The 13,554-nt window shown below is 69.7% G+C and carries 10 protein-coding genes and 2 pseudogenes; 4 read left to right on the plus strand and 8 right to left on the minus strand.

Annotation, left to right across the window (positions count from 1 at the left end):
* Positions 1-11 precede the first annotated feature (11 nt).
* Positions 12-1,370, plus strand: coding sequence for a two-component system sensor histidine kinase CseC (cseC, locus tag EDD90_RS24595; RefSeq protein ID WP_123975221.1), 1,359 nt, complete (start codon positions 12-14; stop codon positions 1,368-1,370).
* A gap of 16 nt (positions 1,371-1,386) precedes the next feature.
* Here cseC and EDD90_RS24600 read toward each other — a convergent pair whose 3' ends face one another.
* The 6 genes and pseudogenes from EDD90_RS24600 to EDD90_RS24625 all read right to left on the minus strand — a co-directional run bounded on the left by EDD90_RS24600 (position 1,387) and on the right by EDD90_RS24625 (position 6,716).
* A complete protein-coding gene (locus EDD90_RS24600) occupies positions 1,387-1,722 on the minus strand; it encodes a hypothetical protein (RefSeq protein WP_123975222.1) in 336 nt (111 codons plus the stop codon).
* 11 nt (positions 1,723-1,733) lie between these two features.
* Positions 1,734-3,329, minus strand: coding sequence for an IS200/IS605 family accessory protein TnpB-related protein (locus EDD90_RS24605; RefSeq protein ID WP_260328752.1), 1,596 nt, complete (start codon positions 3,327-3,329; stop codon positions 1,734-1,736).
* A complete protein-coding gene (locus EDD90_RS57545; RefSeq protein WP_260328030.1) occupies positions 3,214-4,062 on the minus strand; it encodes a class I SAM-dependent methyltransferase in 849 nt (282 codons plus the stop codon). Before EDD90_RS57545 ends, EDD90_RS24605 begins: the two co-directional genes overlap by 116 nt.
* 2 nt (positions 4,063-4,064) lie before the next feature.
* Positions 4,065-4,498 (minus strand): annotated as a pseudogene (locus EDD90_RS24615) (VOC family protein).
* On the minus strand, positions 4,495-4,986 hold the full coding sequence (locus EDD90_RS24620; RefSeq protein ID WP_123975224.1) for a helix-turn-helix transcriptional regulator: 492 nt from the start codon (positions 4,984-4,986) through the stop codon (positions 4,495-4,497). Before EDD90_RS24620 ends, EDD90_RS24615 begins: the two are co-directional and overlap by 4 nt.
* 131 nt (positions 4,987-5,117) lie before the next feature.
* Positions 5,118-6,716 (minus strand): MDR family MFS transporter, encoded by a 1,599-nt coding sequence (locus EDD90_RS24625; RefSeq protein WP_123975225.1) that lies wholly within the window; start codon positions 6,714-6,716, stop codon positions 5,118-5,120.
* A gap of 169 nt (positions 6,717-6,885) precedes the next feature.
* Here EDD90_RS24625 and EDD90_RS24630 point away from each other — a divergent pair, with 169 nt between their 5' ends.
* Positions 6,886-7,485: a TetR/AcrR family transcriptional regulator gene (locus EDD90_RS24630; RefSeq protein WP_123975226.1), complete on the plus strand. Its 600-nt coding sequence runs from the start codon at positions 6,886-6,888 to the stop codon at positions 7,483-7,485.
* A gap of 39 nt (positions 7,486-7,524) precedes the next feature.
* On the opposite strand, the gene EDD90_RS24635 is transcribed toward EDD90_RS24630, so the two are convergent.
* Positions 7,525-8,076: a M23 family metallopeptidase gene (locus tag EDD90_RS24635; RefSeq protein WP_123975227.1), complete on the minus strand. Its 552-nt coding sequence runs from the start codon at positions 8,074-8,076 to the stop codon at positions 7,525-7,527.
* A gap of 456 nt (positions 8,077-8,532) precedes the next feature.
* On the opposite strand from EDD90_RS24635, the gene EDD90_RS24640 reads away from it, so the two are divergent.
* Positions 8,533-9,135: an HAD family acid phosphatase gene (locus tag EDD90_RS24640; protein ID WP_123975228.1), complete on the plus strand. Its 603-nt coding sequence runs from the start codon at positions 8,533-8,535 to the stop codon at positions 9,133-9,135.
* A gap of 47 nt (positions 9,136-9,182) precedes the next feature.
* Positions 9,183-10,755, plus strand: a pseudogene (locus EDD90_RS24645) (NACHT domain-containing protein); the annotation flags it as partial.
* 173 nt (positions 10,756-10,928) lie between these two features.
* On the opposite strand, the gene EDD90_RS24650 reads toward EDD90_RS24645, so the two are convergent.
* Positions 10,929-13,454 (minus strand): ATP-dependent Clp protease ATP-binding subunit, encoded by a 2,526-nt coding sequence (locus EDD90_RS24650; RefSeq protein WP_123975229.1) that lies wholly within the window; start codon positions 13,452-13,454, stop codon positions 10,929-10,931.
* Positions 13,455-13,554: the final 100 nt, after the last annotated feature.

Raw genomic sequence — 13,554 nt, forward strand, 5'->3', positions numbered from 1 at the left:
GCGGGGCGGTCATGCGGGGGATCACGAGATTCGTCCGGTACCGGGGTCCGGGTCTGCGCACCGGGCTCCGGTGGAAGCTGAGCGCGGCGATCGCACTGGTCGGCGCGCTGGTCGCGATCGCGCTGAGCCTGGTGGTGCACAACGCCGCCCGGGTCTCGATGCTGGACAACGCCCGTGAGCTGGCCAACCAGCGGCTCCAGATCGGCCAGCGCAACTACGAGTCGTACGGACGGGCGAACTTCCCGGACGTCAAGGTCAACGACCCGCAGCTGCCGGACGCCCTGCGCGACCGGGTCGACGCGGGCCGCCGGGCGACCGACGTCATCGACCACGGCAGCGGTGCGCCGGACATCTGGGCGGCGGTGCAGGCCAAGGACGGGCGGGTGCTGTCCCTGCACGGCACCTTCCCGAACCGCAGCAGCAACGTACTGAAGGACCTCGACCAGGCCCTGGTCATCGGCTCCATCGCGGTGGTGCTCGGCGGCAGCGCGCTCGGCGTGCTGATCGGCGGACAGCTCTCGCGCCGGCTGCGCAAGGCGGCGGCCGCGGCCAACCAGGTCGCCCAGGGCGAGCCGGACGTACGGGTGCGGGAGGCGATCGGCGGAGTCGTCCGGGACGAGACCGACGACCTGGCGCGCGCGGTAGACGCCATGGCGGACGCGCTGCAGCAGCGGCTGGAGGCCGAGCGGCGGGTGACCGCCGACATCGCGCACGAGCTGCGGACGCCGGTGACAGGGCTGCTCACGGCGGCCGAACTCCTTCCGCCCGGCCGTCCGACCGAACTGGTCCTGGACCGGGCGAAGGCGATGCGCACCCTCGTCGAGGACGTCCTGGAGGTGGCCCGCCTCGACAGCGCCTCCGAGCGCGCCGAGCTGCAGGACATCATGCTGGGCGAGTTCGTCGCCCGGAGGGTGGCCGCGAAGGACCCCGGGATCGAGGTGCGGGTGGTGCACGAGTCGGAGGTCACCACCGACCCGCGCCGTCTGGAGCGGGTGCTGTTCAACCTGCTCGCCAACGCGGCCCGGCACGGCAAGCCGCCCATCGAGGTGACCGTCGAGGGCCGGGTCATCCGGGTTCGCGACCACGGCCCCGGCTTCCCCGAGGAACTGCTCGTCGAGGGCCCGAGCCGGTTCCGCACCGGCAGCGCCGACCGCGCGGGCCAGGGCCACGGTCTGGGACTGACCATCGCGGCCGGACAGGCCCGGGTGCTGGGCGCCCGACTGACCTTCCGCAACATCCGTCCGGCGGGCGCACCCGACCACATCCCGGCGGAGGGCGCGGTGGCGGTGCTGTGGCTGCCCGAGCACGCGCCGACGGCCACGGGGAGCTACCCGATACTGCCGGGACCGGCGCAGGCCGGGAGCCGCTGAGGAGCGGTCGTGGCCGTCAGGTGACGGCCACGAGGATCTCCTCACCCCGTGACGGGAGCAGACCGTCCGTGCGCCCGGTGAAGTAACGGCCGGCGAGTTCCCCGGCGGACACATGCCGGATCTCACGGAAGCCGGCCGCCGCGGCCAGGGCCGTCATCCGCTCGGGCGAGTAGAAGCTCAGGAAGGGCGTGCCGGAGGCCCGGGCGCCCCGCTCTGCCACCCTCAGCTGCTCCTGCTGGTCGGGCTCGACGTCCTCGATCGGCCGCAGGAACGTCGTGACCAGCGTCGACCCGGAGGCCAGCTCGGCGATGTGCCGGAGGGTGGCGGCGATGGCGTCCTCGGTGAGGTACATGGTGACCGTTCCTAGAGACTGAGCGGGCGTGAGTCCTGTTGCCAGGACTCGTGCTCAGCCGAACGCCCCGGACGGTGTTGGGCGTTCTGGTCGACCGCGTTCGCTCCGCGTCCGGCGCCGACGGATCGTGTCCGTGGTCCGGGGATGCGGGGGCGGTTTCCCTCACGCTCCGGGGTGCCCGCTCCGGCCTGGACGGTCCGATGCCCATGCACATCGCTCTGGTGTGCACGGGGCGGTGCCGTCCGTCGCCGGACCGGGTGTCCCAGGGCGCGTCGTCCGATCGCCACGGCTGCCGCGTCGTGGCGGGTGGTCTTCCTGGTCTTGGTGATGAGGGGTTTCTGCCAGTGTTGGGCACCCCACCGGGACGTGTAGGCGGGGTCGACGGCGATGACGGGGATGCCGGGTTCGGCCGCCATGGACACCAGCCGGGCCCGCAGCCTGGCTACCGGCATGCCGGAGATCAGCTTGCGGAACTTCTTGCGGCGGCCGTGCTTCTCACGGGTCTTCTCCGCCTGAAAGTCGAGGTCCTCGACCGCGATCGCCAGGCTGTGGCGCCTGGCCCAGTGCAGCAGGCGGATCAGGGCATGCCGGACCTGCGCGTCACGATGAGAAGCCGTGCCGGTCAGCTCGTGGGCGAAGCGCAGTGGTTGGCCGGTGGGGTTGCCGTGCGCGTCAAGGCGCCAGGCCGCCAGATGATCGGCATTGGTGTCCACGCCGATCAGGCCGTTCGCGCGGGCCGCCTCCAGCGGCACCGTCGAGGTGGGTGGGATGGTCCAGGACGCGGTCAGGTACCAGCGGCCGCGCTGCACGTCTTCGTGGATGCGGTAGGCCACGGCCCGGTGGGCGGTGACGCGGTCGGCCCACTGCTCGGCCCGGTGCGCGAACGACACCTTCCCGGCGAGGACGTACCGGCCGTGCGGCGCGTTGGCCAGATGCGCCAGCGGTGCGGGGAGCTTGAGGGAGACCTCGCCGTCGGGCGTGACGCGGATGGTCTCGTTGCCGTGGCGCTTGCCGGACTCGCCGTCGGCCTCAAGGAACCGGCGTTCGGCGTGCCACCGGTGCCGCCACTGCTCGTGGGTGAGGTGGGCGGTCTCCAGTTGGTGGCGGGTCTTCAGCAGTCGCTTGCCGCCGCGCACCATGTGCATGACCCCGGCCTGCCAGTCGGCCTGCGCCGAGCGGAGCCGGTCTTCGAGGACGTGCAGGCGGCGTGACTTGGCGAACCACTCATGCCTGCTGTGATATCCGCCAGGAGCTCGTTTGGACCCCTTCTCGCCGATCGGCAGGGACAGCCGATGCCTGATGGTGCGCACCCCCGCCTGGAGGCTGTGGATGTGCGCGAGCCGGCCGCGGCGGGCGAGGGCCCACTGGTCGTGGGTGGCCTTCGTGATGGACCCGGCCCAGCGCGAGGAGGACTCCCCAGTCAGGACACGCTTGTGCTGTGCCCACTGCTCGCTGTCGTGCTGCAGCCCGGCCGCACACCGCGCCTTCAGATCACGGGAAGCCAGTGTGCCGAGAAGGTCGCCGACCATGCCGAGCACTTTCTCGTCCCCGGCGGTCAGGCCCTTGAGCCGGGTACGGACCGCGACGCCCGAGGGGCCGGGCACCACGAACGACGCCACCATCTCCCGCAGTCCACCCACCCCATGTCACCCCCGGTCCGGCATCGCAGAACTCCGTCACCACACCCAACGACCACCATCGCCGAAGGTCACGCATTCGATGCGAGAACTCCCGTTCCCCACCGGCGCAAGTGCGCCTGCCACCGCCGGGAGGCTCACTCCCGTGTGCCAGAACGCACTCAAATGCCGTCAACCCCCACCTGTTCACAACCCCGGCGGAGGCGACCACGGCCGGCCGCTCCGGATCGAACCCGGCGGCCGCCAGCTGTCCCCACCAGTCCCCCTCGAAGTCCACCGGCACCAGCCGCAGCCAGCCGGGTATGCCGTACCCCAGCTCGGCCAGCCGCCCCCGCTTCCACTCCACCGCCCCGGCGCGGTCGGCCTCGAACACCCGCAGCCCCGCGGCCTCCGCGGCGGCCGCCCGGCGCTGCGCGAACGTGTCGAGCCCGGCCCCGAGGACGAGGTACTGGTCCACCCCGCGCCCGGCCTCCGCCTCCACCAGGTCCTCGACGAACCGGGCCCGGGCCACGATGGACGCCCGGGTCCGCCGGGTTGCCTCGACGTCCATGTCCGACCGGGCCCGCCAGTCGTCGCCGGCGCCGGACAGCCGTAGCCCCACCTCGTCCTCGATGACGTGGGGCGGTGCGTCGGCGTGCAGATGCAGCGCCCGCCACAGGGCGGTGCGGACGGCGGTGTGGTCGGGCCCTGTCCGCGTGGTCATGCTCAGAACTCCTTGGAGAAGTCGAGCTCCTCGCTGCGCTGGGTCAGCGAGTACCAGTTGCCGTTGTCGTCGCGGAAGATCGCCTCGATGCCGTACGGCCGTTCCTTGGGCTCCTGGACGAACTCGACGCCCCGGGCGCTGAAGGTCTCGTAGTCCCCCCCCGGCAGTCGTCGGTGCGGAACGCCCCCGCGCCCATCACCCCCTTGGCGACCAGCTTGCGCAGCGCCTCCGCGGACTCGGGGTCGAGGCCGGGTCCGTCCAGGCGCATCAGGGTGAGCCGGACGTCCGGCTGGCCCTTGGCACCGACGGTGACCCAGCGCATGTCCCCCATCGCGATGTCGTCGCGCACCTCGAAGCCGAGTTTCTCGGTGAAGAAGGCCTTGGTGCGCTGCTGGTCGAAGGTCCACACGGTGGTGATGGCCAGGCCCTGGATCATGGCTCTGCTCTCCTGCTTCTCCGGACGGAAGGTGGCTGTTCCTGTCCGCCACGGTAGGCAGGCTGGTCCGGGCCGCGCTTCTCGGAAGTTGCGCTCCTGCCGGGGAAGCCGCCGGCCCAGAGCAGGGCGTAGCAGCCGGGGATGAGGGAGGCGCCGCGGCCGACGTGCGCGGTCCGGTACTCGGTGGGGCTGAGCCCCGTACGGCTCTTGAACTTCGCCGAGAAGGTGCCGAGGCTGCTGAAGCCGACCAGGTGGCAGATCTCGGTGACGGTGAGGTCCGCGCTCCGGAGCAGCTCCTCCGCCCGCTCGATCCTGCGGTGCGTCAGATACTGGCCGGGCGTCTCGCCGTACGCCTCCTTGAAGGCGCGGAGGAAGTGATACCGCGAGTACCCGGCGTGCGCGGCGACCGCGTCGAGGTCCAGGCCCGGGTCGGCCCAGTCCCGGTCCATGGCGTCCTTGGCACGCCGTAGCTGACGCAGTTTGTCCATGAGGCCGATGGTGACACGCGGCACTGACAACGCCGGCCGCCGCAGCGCGGCCGCGGGACAACGGCGGGACAACCGAAAGCGGGTGGTTCCGGGGATGCGGTCCCCGGAACCACCCGCTCCTGGCTCGTTTCTCAGACGGCCTCGACCATCGGCATCGGCGCCGCCTCGTCGGAGCCCGCCTTCTGGGCCCCGCCCTTCAGCGGGACCTCCTTGACGAACACCGCCGCGACCAGCACCGCCACGGCGATCCCGGCGCCGAGCAGGAACGCCGAGTGCGTGCCGGCCGACACCGCGTGCTGGTAAGCCTCGCGGGCCACCGCCGGCAGCTTCGCCAGGCTCTTCGCGTCCAGCTGCGCCGACTGCTCGGTGATCTTGGAGCCGATCGAACCGGCCCGCTCGGCCATGACGTCCTTGACCCGGTTGTTGAAGATCGCGCCCATGATGGCGACACCGAAGGAGGAGCCGAGGGTACGGAACAGGGTGGTCGAGGAGGACGCGACGCCCATGTCCTTCATCTCCACGCTGTTCTGCGCGACCAGCATGGTGATCTGCATCAGGCAGCCCATACCGAGTCCGACGACGGCCATGAACACGCCGGAGGTGAGGCGGGAGGTGTCCGTGTCCATGGTGGACAGCAGGTACATCCCGACGGCCAGCAGCACACCGCCGGCGATCGGGAAGACCTTGTAGCGGCCGCTGTTGGTGGTGACCCGCCCGGCGACCATCGAGGTCACCAGCATCGCGCCGAGCATCGGAAGGAGCAGCAGACCGGAGTTGGTCGCGGACGCACCCTGCACGGACTGCTGGTACAGCGGCAGGAACAGCGTGGCGCCGAACATCACGAAGCCCACGATGAAGCCGATGATCGACATCAGGGTGAAGTTGCGGCTGCGGAAGATGTGCAGCGGCAGGACCGGCTCGGCGGCCTTGGTCTGCCAGAAGACGAACCCGACGAGGGCGGCGACACCGATGGCGATCAGTTCCATGATCCGCGCGGACGTCCAGGCGTACTCGGAACCGCCCCAGGTGGTGACCAGCACGATCGAGGTGATGCCGAGGGTCAGCAGGCCGGCGCCGAGGTAGTCGATACGGGCCTTGTTCCGCTTCTTCGGCAGGTGCAGTACGGCGCTGATGGCGATCAGCGCGACGACGCCGAGCGGCAGGTTGATGTAGAAGGCCCAGCGCCAGCCCCAGTTGTCGGTGATGGTGCCGCCGACCAGCGGGCCGCCGATCATCGCGAGCGCCATGACGCCGGCCATCATGCCCTGGTACTTGCCGCGCTCACGGGGCGGGATCAGGTCACCGATGATCGCCATGACGCCGACCATCAGACCACCGGCGCCGAGCCCCTGAACGGCCCGGAACCCGATCAGCTCGCCCATGTTCTGGGCCATGCCGCTGAGCGCGGAGCCGATCAGGAAGATGACTATGGAGGTCATGAAGGCGCCCTTGCGCCCGTACATGTCGCCGATCTTGCCCCAGAGCGGAGTCGACGCGGCGGTCGCCAGGGTGTAGCCGGTCACGACCCACGACAGGTGTTCGAGGCCGCCCAGCTCGCCCACGATCGTCGGCATCGCGGTGCCCACGATCATGTTGTCGAGCATGGCGAGCATCATCGCGATCATGAGGGCCAGCAGCACGACCCGTACGCTCTTGGGCTGTTTCTCCGGCTGGTCCGCCGTGTCCTGTGGCTGCTCCTGGCCGGTGCCGGCCGCCTGGGTGTCCGCCATCTCTCCCACTCCCCCTGGCGACAGCTACTTACTTGCCGCCCGGCTAGTTCGTTACACTAGGAAGGTAGACCTGTCACTAGCCGGGCGTCAAGTAAGTTACGGGGCCGGGCGTCCGGGTCCGCCTGCCGGCCGGCAGGCGAGTTTTCGCGGGAGTGCGAGGAGTAAGAGGATGGGCGTCACCATGGACGGCACCAAGCAGCAGCGTCGCGGGAACACCCGCCAGCGCATCCAGGACGTGGCCCTCGAACTCTTCGCCGAGCAGGGCTACGAGAAGACCTCCCTGCGGGAGATCGCCGAGCGCCTCGACGTGACCAAGGCCGCCCTGTACTACCACTTCAAGACCAAGGAAGAGATCCTGGTCAGCGTCTTCGAGGACCTGACACAGCCGATCCAGGACCTCATCGAGTGGGGCAAGGGCCAGCCGCACACCCTGGAGACCAAGCAGGAGATCGTACGGCGCTACAGCCAGGCGCTCGCCGAGGCCGAACCGCTGTTCCGCTTCATGCAGGAGAACCAGGCGACGGTCCGGGAACTGAGGATCGGCGACACCTTCAAGGACCGGATGCGCGGTCTGCGGAACATCCTCATGGACCCGGACGCACCCCTGACCGACCAGGTCCGCTGCGTCAGCGCGATCTTCACGCTGCACGCCGGGATGTTCATCATGCAGGACATCGAAGGCGACCCCCAGAAGAAGCGCGAGGCCGCTCTGGAGGTCGCGGTGGACCTGGTGACCCAGGCCCACAGGGGTTCTTCCGACGCCCGCTAGTCCGGCCGGACTCCGGTCGGACGGCGGCCGGACTTCGGGTCAGACCTTGAGGCCCTTGGCGCGCAGGAAGGCGACCGGGTCGACGGCGGAGCCGTAGTTCGGGGTCGTACGGATCTCGAAGTGCAGGTGCGGCCCGGTGGAGTTGCCGGTGTTGCCGGACCGGCCGATGTGCTGACCGGTCTTCACGGTCTGCCCGATCCTGACGTCGACGCGCGAGAGATGCGCGTACTGCGAGTACTGGCCGCTCGCGTGCTTGATGACGATGGCGTTGCCGTACGCGGGACCGTCACCGGCGCCGTTGCCGCCGGCCTTGACGACGGTGCCGTCGTGCGCGGCGACGACGTCGGTGCCGCTCGGCACCGCGAAGTCCTGGCCGCTGTGCTTGGCGGCCCACATGCCGCCGGCCTGGTTGAAGGTCGCGGAGAGGGTGTACTTCTTCACCGGGTCGACCCAGGCGGCGGCACTGGAGGTGGTGGCCGACGCGACCCCCGACCCCACCACGGCCGCGACCCCGACACCGGCGGCCAGAACGGCGGCCCGGTTGCGGAGCGAGGACGTACGGGGGGCACGGAAAGCGGCGCGCAGGGACATCGGAACCTCATGGGATAGGCAACAGGGACTCCCGCCCGGCACCGGCTCACACCGGCAGCCGCCGAACGGGTCATCCCTTGGTAACCCGAACACCAGGAATCACCCAAACCCCCCGGTCTACGACGCCTCCTAGTATCCAGGCGGAAACTTGACTCTTTTTTGACAGAGCACCCATGACCGGACAAACCCGACCCAGCACCGGCACTGCAGTCCGAGCCTCAGGGACCTTCGGAGGAAAAGTCCCCTTTCACTCAGGCAGCAGGTCGCACTATCCCCGTTAGTAACGGACATTTCGTCCGTGCGGTATGTCACCGGCCCACGCGATCCGCGCCCACCGAAACATGCTGCACACCTCTGGCCACCTACCCGCCGGTAACCCTACGGTTCCCCTCGCGCCATCTGCCCCACTCACCATGCCCCTGACATAGCCATGGACGCGAGAGGACACCCCCACCGATGACCACAGGCACCTGGACCCGCCGCATATCCGTCACCGTCGTCTCCCTGGCCGCGCTCGCCGGGGCGGCCGCGCCGGCCCAGGCCGCGACGGAGAGCAGCTCCACCACGGTCGACTACGCCACCTGGCAGCAGGACTGCCAGTCCGTGATGGACCAGGCCCTGCCCTACCTGAAGAGCCGGATCGCCGCCGCGAAGCCGGGCGAGAAGCAGGCGATCGTCTTCGACATCGACAACACCACGCTGGAGACCGACTTCGGCTTCAGCTACCCGCAGCCGGCCAACAAGCCGGTGCTGAACGTGGCCAGGTACGCCCAGGAGCACGGCGTCTCCCTGTTCTTCGTGACGGCCCGCCCCGGGATCATCTACCTGCCCACCGAGTACAACCTCGAGTACGACGGCTACCAGGTCTCCGGCTTGTACGTCCGCGGCTTCCTCGACCTCTTCAAGGACGTCGCCGCCTACAAGACCGCCCAGCGTGTCGACATCGAGAACAAGGGCTACGACATCATCGCGAACATCGGCAACAGCGCCTCCGACCTCTCGGGCGGCCACGCCGACAAGACGTTCAAGCTGCCGGACTACAACGGCCAGCTGTCGTAACTCACCGCTAGGCTCCATCCGTTCGCAGGAATCACGGGGGTGGGCGGATGGAGCCGGCGGTACTGGGTGGCAAGCTGGCGTCGAGCCTGATGGGCCCGCTGCTGAAGAGGCTCTTCGTGGCGGACGGGCCGGGCGCGGGGCTGGTGGACAGGCCGGTACGGCTGAGGAGCCTGGTGTCCTTCCGCGGCGAGAAACGTGCGCTGGTCGAGAAGGACGTGCACAAGCTCGCCGAGCACCTGGTCCGGCAGGCGGTCGACTCACCGGGTGAGCCGCCCTTCCGGGCCGGGGAACAGATCGCCGTGGCCGACGCGCTGGCCCGCAGACTGCTCGCCCTCGGCGATCTGGACATGGACGACGTCCAGGCCGTACGGCTGGGCCACCGCGAACTGGCCGCGAAGCTGGCGCACGCGGCAGCCGCGCCCGACGGCCTTTCCCCCGACGCCCGCCACTTCCTCGACTCCGCGACGGAATGGGCCTGCCTGCAGATCCTGGAGTTCTTCACCCGCCGCTCCACCTTTGTGGCCCGCACCCTGGTGGAACAGACCCGTTCCCAGGCCGAACTGATCGCCAAGATCGACGCGTTGCTCGCCCGTGCACCGCGCCCCGACGCACGTGACACGGGGTTCGAGCGCCGCTACCGCTCGTACGTCGCCCAGCACCACAACCACCTCACCATCTACGGCATCGATCTGCGGGACTCCCCCGACCACTGGCCGCTCGAAGTCGCCTATCTGAGCCTGGAGGCCACCGCCGACGAGGAGCGTTCCCTCCCCGGGGACGGCTCCGGCCCGGCCCCCGCCACCCTCCGGCTGCCCGCCGAGGAGGCCCTCCACGCCCACGACCGCGTCCTGCTGCGCGGCGACGCGGGTTCGGGCAAGACGACGCTGGTGCAGTGGCTCGCGGTGACGGCCGCGCAGGAGGGCGCGCGCATCCCGTACGTCCTGCCGTTGCGCACCCTGATCCGCGGCGGCGCCCTCCCCGCCCCCGAGGCCTTCCTGACCGCGGTGAGCTGCCCGCTGTCCGCCCCCCAGGGCTGGGCGGAACGCGTCCTGGCGGCGGGCCGCGGCCTGGTCCTCGTCGACGGCCTGGACGAGATCCCCGACGCCGACCGCCACGGCACCCGCGCCTGGCTGCTCTCCCTCATCCACGCCTTCCCGGGCAACCGCTGGCTCCTGACCTCACGCCCCTCCGCGGTCCGCCCCGACTGGCTCGCCGCGGAGGGCTTCCGCGAACTGACCCTGGCCCCCATGCGCCGCACCGACGTGGCGACCTTCGTCCGCCGCTGGCACACGGCGGCCCGGGCCCCGGAGTTCGAGGGCCCGCTCCTCGACTCCCTCCGCACCAAACGCGACCTCGCCCGGCTCGCCACCAACCCCCTGATGTGCGGGCTGATCTGCGCCCTGCACCGGGAGCGGCGCGGCTATCTCCCCACCGGCCGCAAGGAGTTGTACGAGGCCGCCCTCACGATGCTGCTGGCCCGCCGCGACCGGGAGCGGGGCATGGGGTCCGTGGACGAGGTGGAACTGGGCGAGGAGACCCAGCTGGAACTCCTGCAACGCCTCGCCTACGCGCTGGTGCTGAGCGGCCGCATCGAGATGGACCTGGAGACGGCCGAGGCGCCGCTGACTTCCAGACCCGGGCCCGACTTCCGTACCCGGGCCCGACTTCCGGACACGGGGACGGGCCCGACTTCCGGACACGGGATGGGCCGGCTTCCGGACACGGGAAAGGGGCCGGTGCTGGAAAGCACCGGCCCCTTCCTCATGGGGCTTTCGGCCTCTCGGCCGTGAGGCTTACGCCTCCTTGCTCAGGTTCGGCCCGGCACCGCCGGCCGCCTGCTCGATCGGCGGGACGTCGGGGAGTGCCGACTTCTCCTCGCCGCGGAAGGTGAAGGTCGCGGAGTCGCCCTCGCCCTCCGTGTCGACGACCACGATGTGACCGGGGCGCAGCTCGCCGAAGAGGATCTTCTCCGAGAGCGTGTCCTCGACCTCGCGCTGGATCGTGCGACGCAGCGGACGCGCGCCCAGCACCGGGTCGTAACCCTTCTTGGACAGCAGCTCCTTGGCGGACTGGGAGAGCTCGATGCCCATGTCCCGGTCCTTCAGGCGCTCGTCCACCTTGCCGATCATCAGGTCGACGATCCGCAGGATGTCCTCCTGCGTCAGCTGCGGGAAGACGACCACGTCGTCGACGCGGTTGAGGAACTCGGGCCGGAAGTGCTGCTTGAGCTCGTCCTGGACCTTGTTCTTCATGCGCTCGTAGTTGGTCTTCGAGTCACCCGAGGCCGCGAAGCCCAGGTTGAAGCCCTTGGAGATGTCCCGGGTGCCGAGGTTGGTCGTCATGATGATGACCGTGTTCTTGAAGTCCACGACCCGGCCCTGGGAGTCGGTCAGCCGACCGTCCTCCAGGATCTGCAGCAGCGAGTTGAAGATGTCCGGGTGGGCCTTCTCCACCTCGTCGAACAGGACGACGGAGAACGGCTTGCGGCGGACCTTCTCGGTCAGCTGGCCGCCCTCTTCGTAGCCCACGTAGCCGGGGGGCGAACCGAAGAGACGGGAGACCGTGTGCTTCTCGCTGAACTCCGACATGTCGAGGGAGATCAGCGCGTCCTCGTCGCCGAAGAGGAACTCGGCGAGGGCCTTGGACAGCTCGGTCTTACCGACACCGGACGGGCCGGCGAAGATGAACGAACCACCGGGGCGCTTCGGGTCCTTCAGACCGGCACGCGTACGGCGGATCGCCTTCGACAGCGCCTTGACGGCGTCGACCTGGCCGATGACCCGCTTGTGGAGCTCGTCCTCCATGCGGAGCAGTCGGCTGGACTCCTCCTCGGTGAGCTTGAAGACCGGGATGCCGGTGGCCGTGGCGAGGACCTCGGCGATCAGCTCGCCGTCGACCTCGGCGACGACGTCCATGTCGCCGGCCTTCCACTCCTTCTCCCGCTTGGCCTTCGCGGCCAGGAGCTGCTTCTCCTTGTCGCGGAGGGAGGCGGCCTTCTCGAAGTCCTGCGAGTCGATCGCGGACTCCTTGTCCCGGCGCACGGCGGCGATCTTCTCGTCGAACTCGCGCAGGTCCGGCGGAGCGGTCATCCGGCGGATGCGCATCCGGGAACCGGCCTCGTCGATCAGGTCGATCGCCTTGTCCGGCAGGAAGCGGTCGGAGATGTAGCGGTCGGCCAGGGTGGCGGCCTGGACCAGTGCCTCGTCCGTGATGGAGACCCGGTGGTGGGCCTCGTACCGGTCACGCAGACCCTTGAGGATCTCGATCGTGTGCGGCAGGGACGGCTCGGCGACCTGGATGGGCTGGAAACGGCGCTCCAGGGCCGCGTCCTTCTCCAGGTGCTTGCGGTACTCGTCCAGGGTGGTGGCACCGATGGTCTGCAGCTCACCGCGGGCCAGCATCGGCTTCAGGATCGAAGCGGCGTCGATGGCGCCCTCGGCGGCACCCGCACCGACCAGCGTGTGCAGCTCGTCGATGAACAGGATGATGTCGCCGCGGGTGCGGATCTCCTTGAGCACCTTCTTCAGGCGCTCCTCGAAGTCACCGCGGTAGCGGGAGCCGGCGACCAGGGCGCCGAGGTCCAGGGTGTAGAGGTGCTTGTCCTTGAGGGTCTCGGGCACCTCGCCCTTGACGATGGCCTGGGCGAGGCCCTCGACGACGGCGGTCTTGCCGACGCCGGGCTCACCGATCAGGACCGGGTTGTTCTTGGTACGGCGGGACAGCACCTGCATGACCCGCTCGATCTCCTTCTCGCGCCCGATGACCGGGTCGAGCTTGGACTCACGAGCGGCCTGGGTGAGGTTCCGGCCGAACTGGTCGAGGACCAGGGACGTCGAGGGGGTGCCCTCGGCAGGGCCGCCGGCGGTGGCGGTCTCCTTGCCCTGGTAACCGGAGAGCAGCTGGATGACCTGCTGCCGCACCCGGTTGAGATCAGCGCCCAGCTTGACCAGGACCTGGGCGGCGACGCCCTCGCCCTCACGGATCAGGCCGAGCAGGATGTGCTCCGTGCCGATGTAGTTGTGGCCCAGCTGAAGAGCCTCGCGGAGCGACAGCTCCAGGACCTTCTTGGCACGGGGGGTGAAGGGGATGTGCCCGGACGGGGCCTGCTGGCCCTGGCCGATGATCTCCTCCACCTGCTGGCGGACCGCCTCGAGCGAAATCCCGAGGCTCTCAAGGGCCTTGGCGGCGACACCCTCACCCTCGTGGATCAGGCCCAGGAGGATGTGCTCGGTGCCGATGTAGTTGTGGTTGAGCATCCGGGCTTCTTCCTGAGCCAGGACGACAACCCGCCGCGCGCGGTCGGTGAACCTCTCGAACATCGTTAATCGCTCCTCAGAGCGGTCAGGCAGTGGGGGGAACTTCCCCTCTCTGTCCTTCCGCAGCTTAGTCCCGCAAGCGGGGACCGCTCATTCCAACTGC

The sequence above is a fragment of the Streptomyces sp. Ag109_O5-1 genome (assembly GCF_003814875.1).
GTDB classification, from domain to species: domain Bacteria; phylum Actinomycetota; class Actinomycetes; order Streptomycetales; family Streptomycetaceae; genus Streptomyces; species Streptomyces sasae.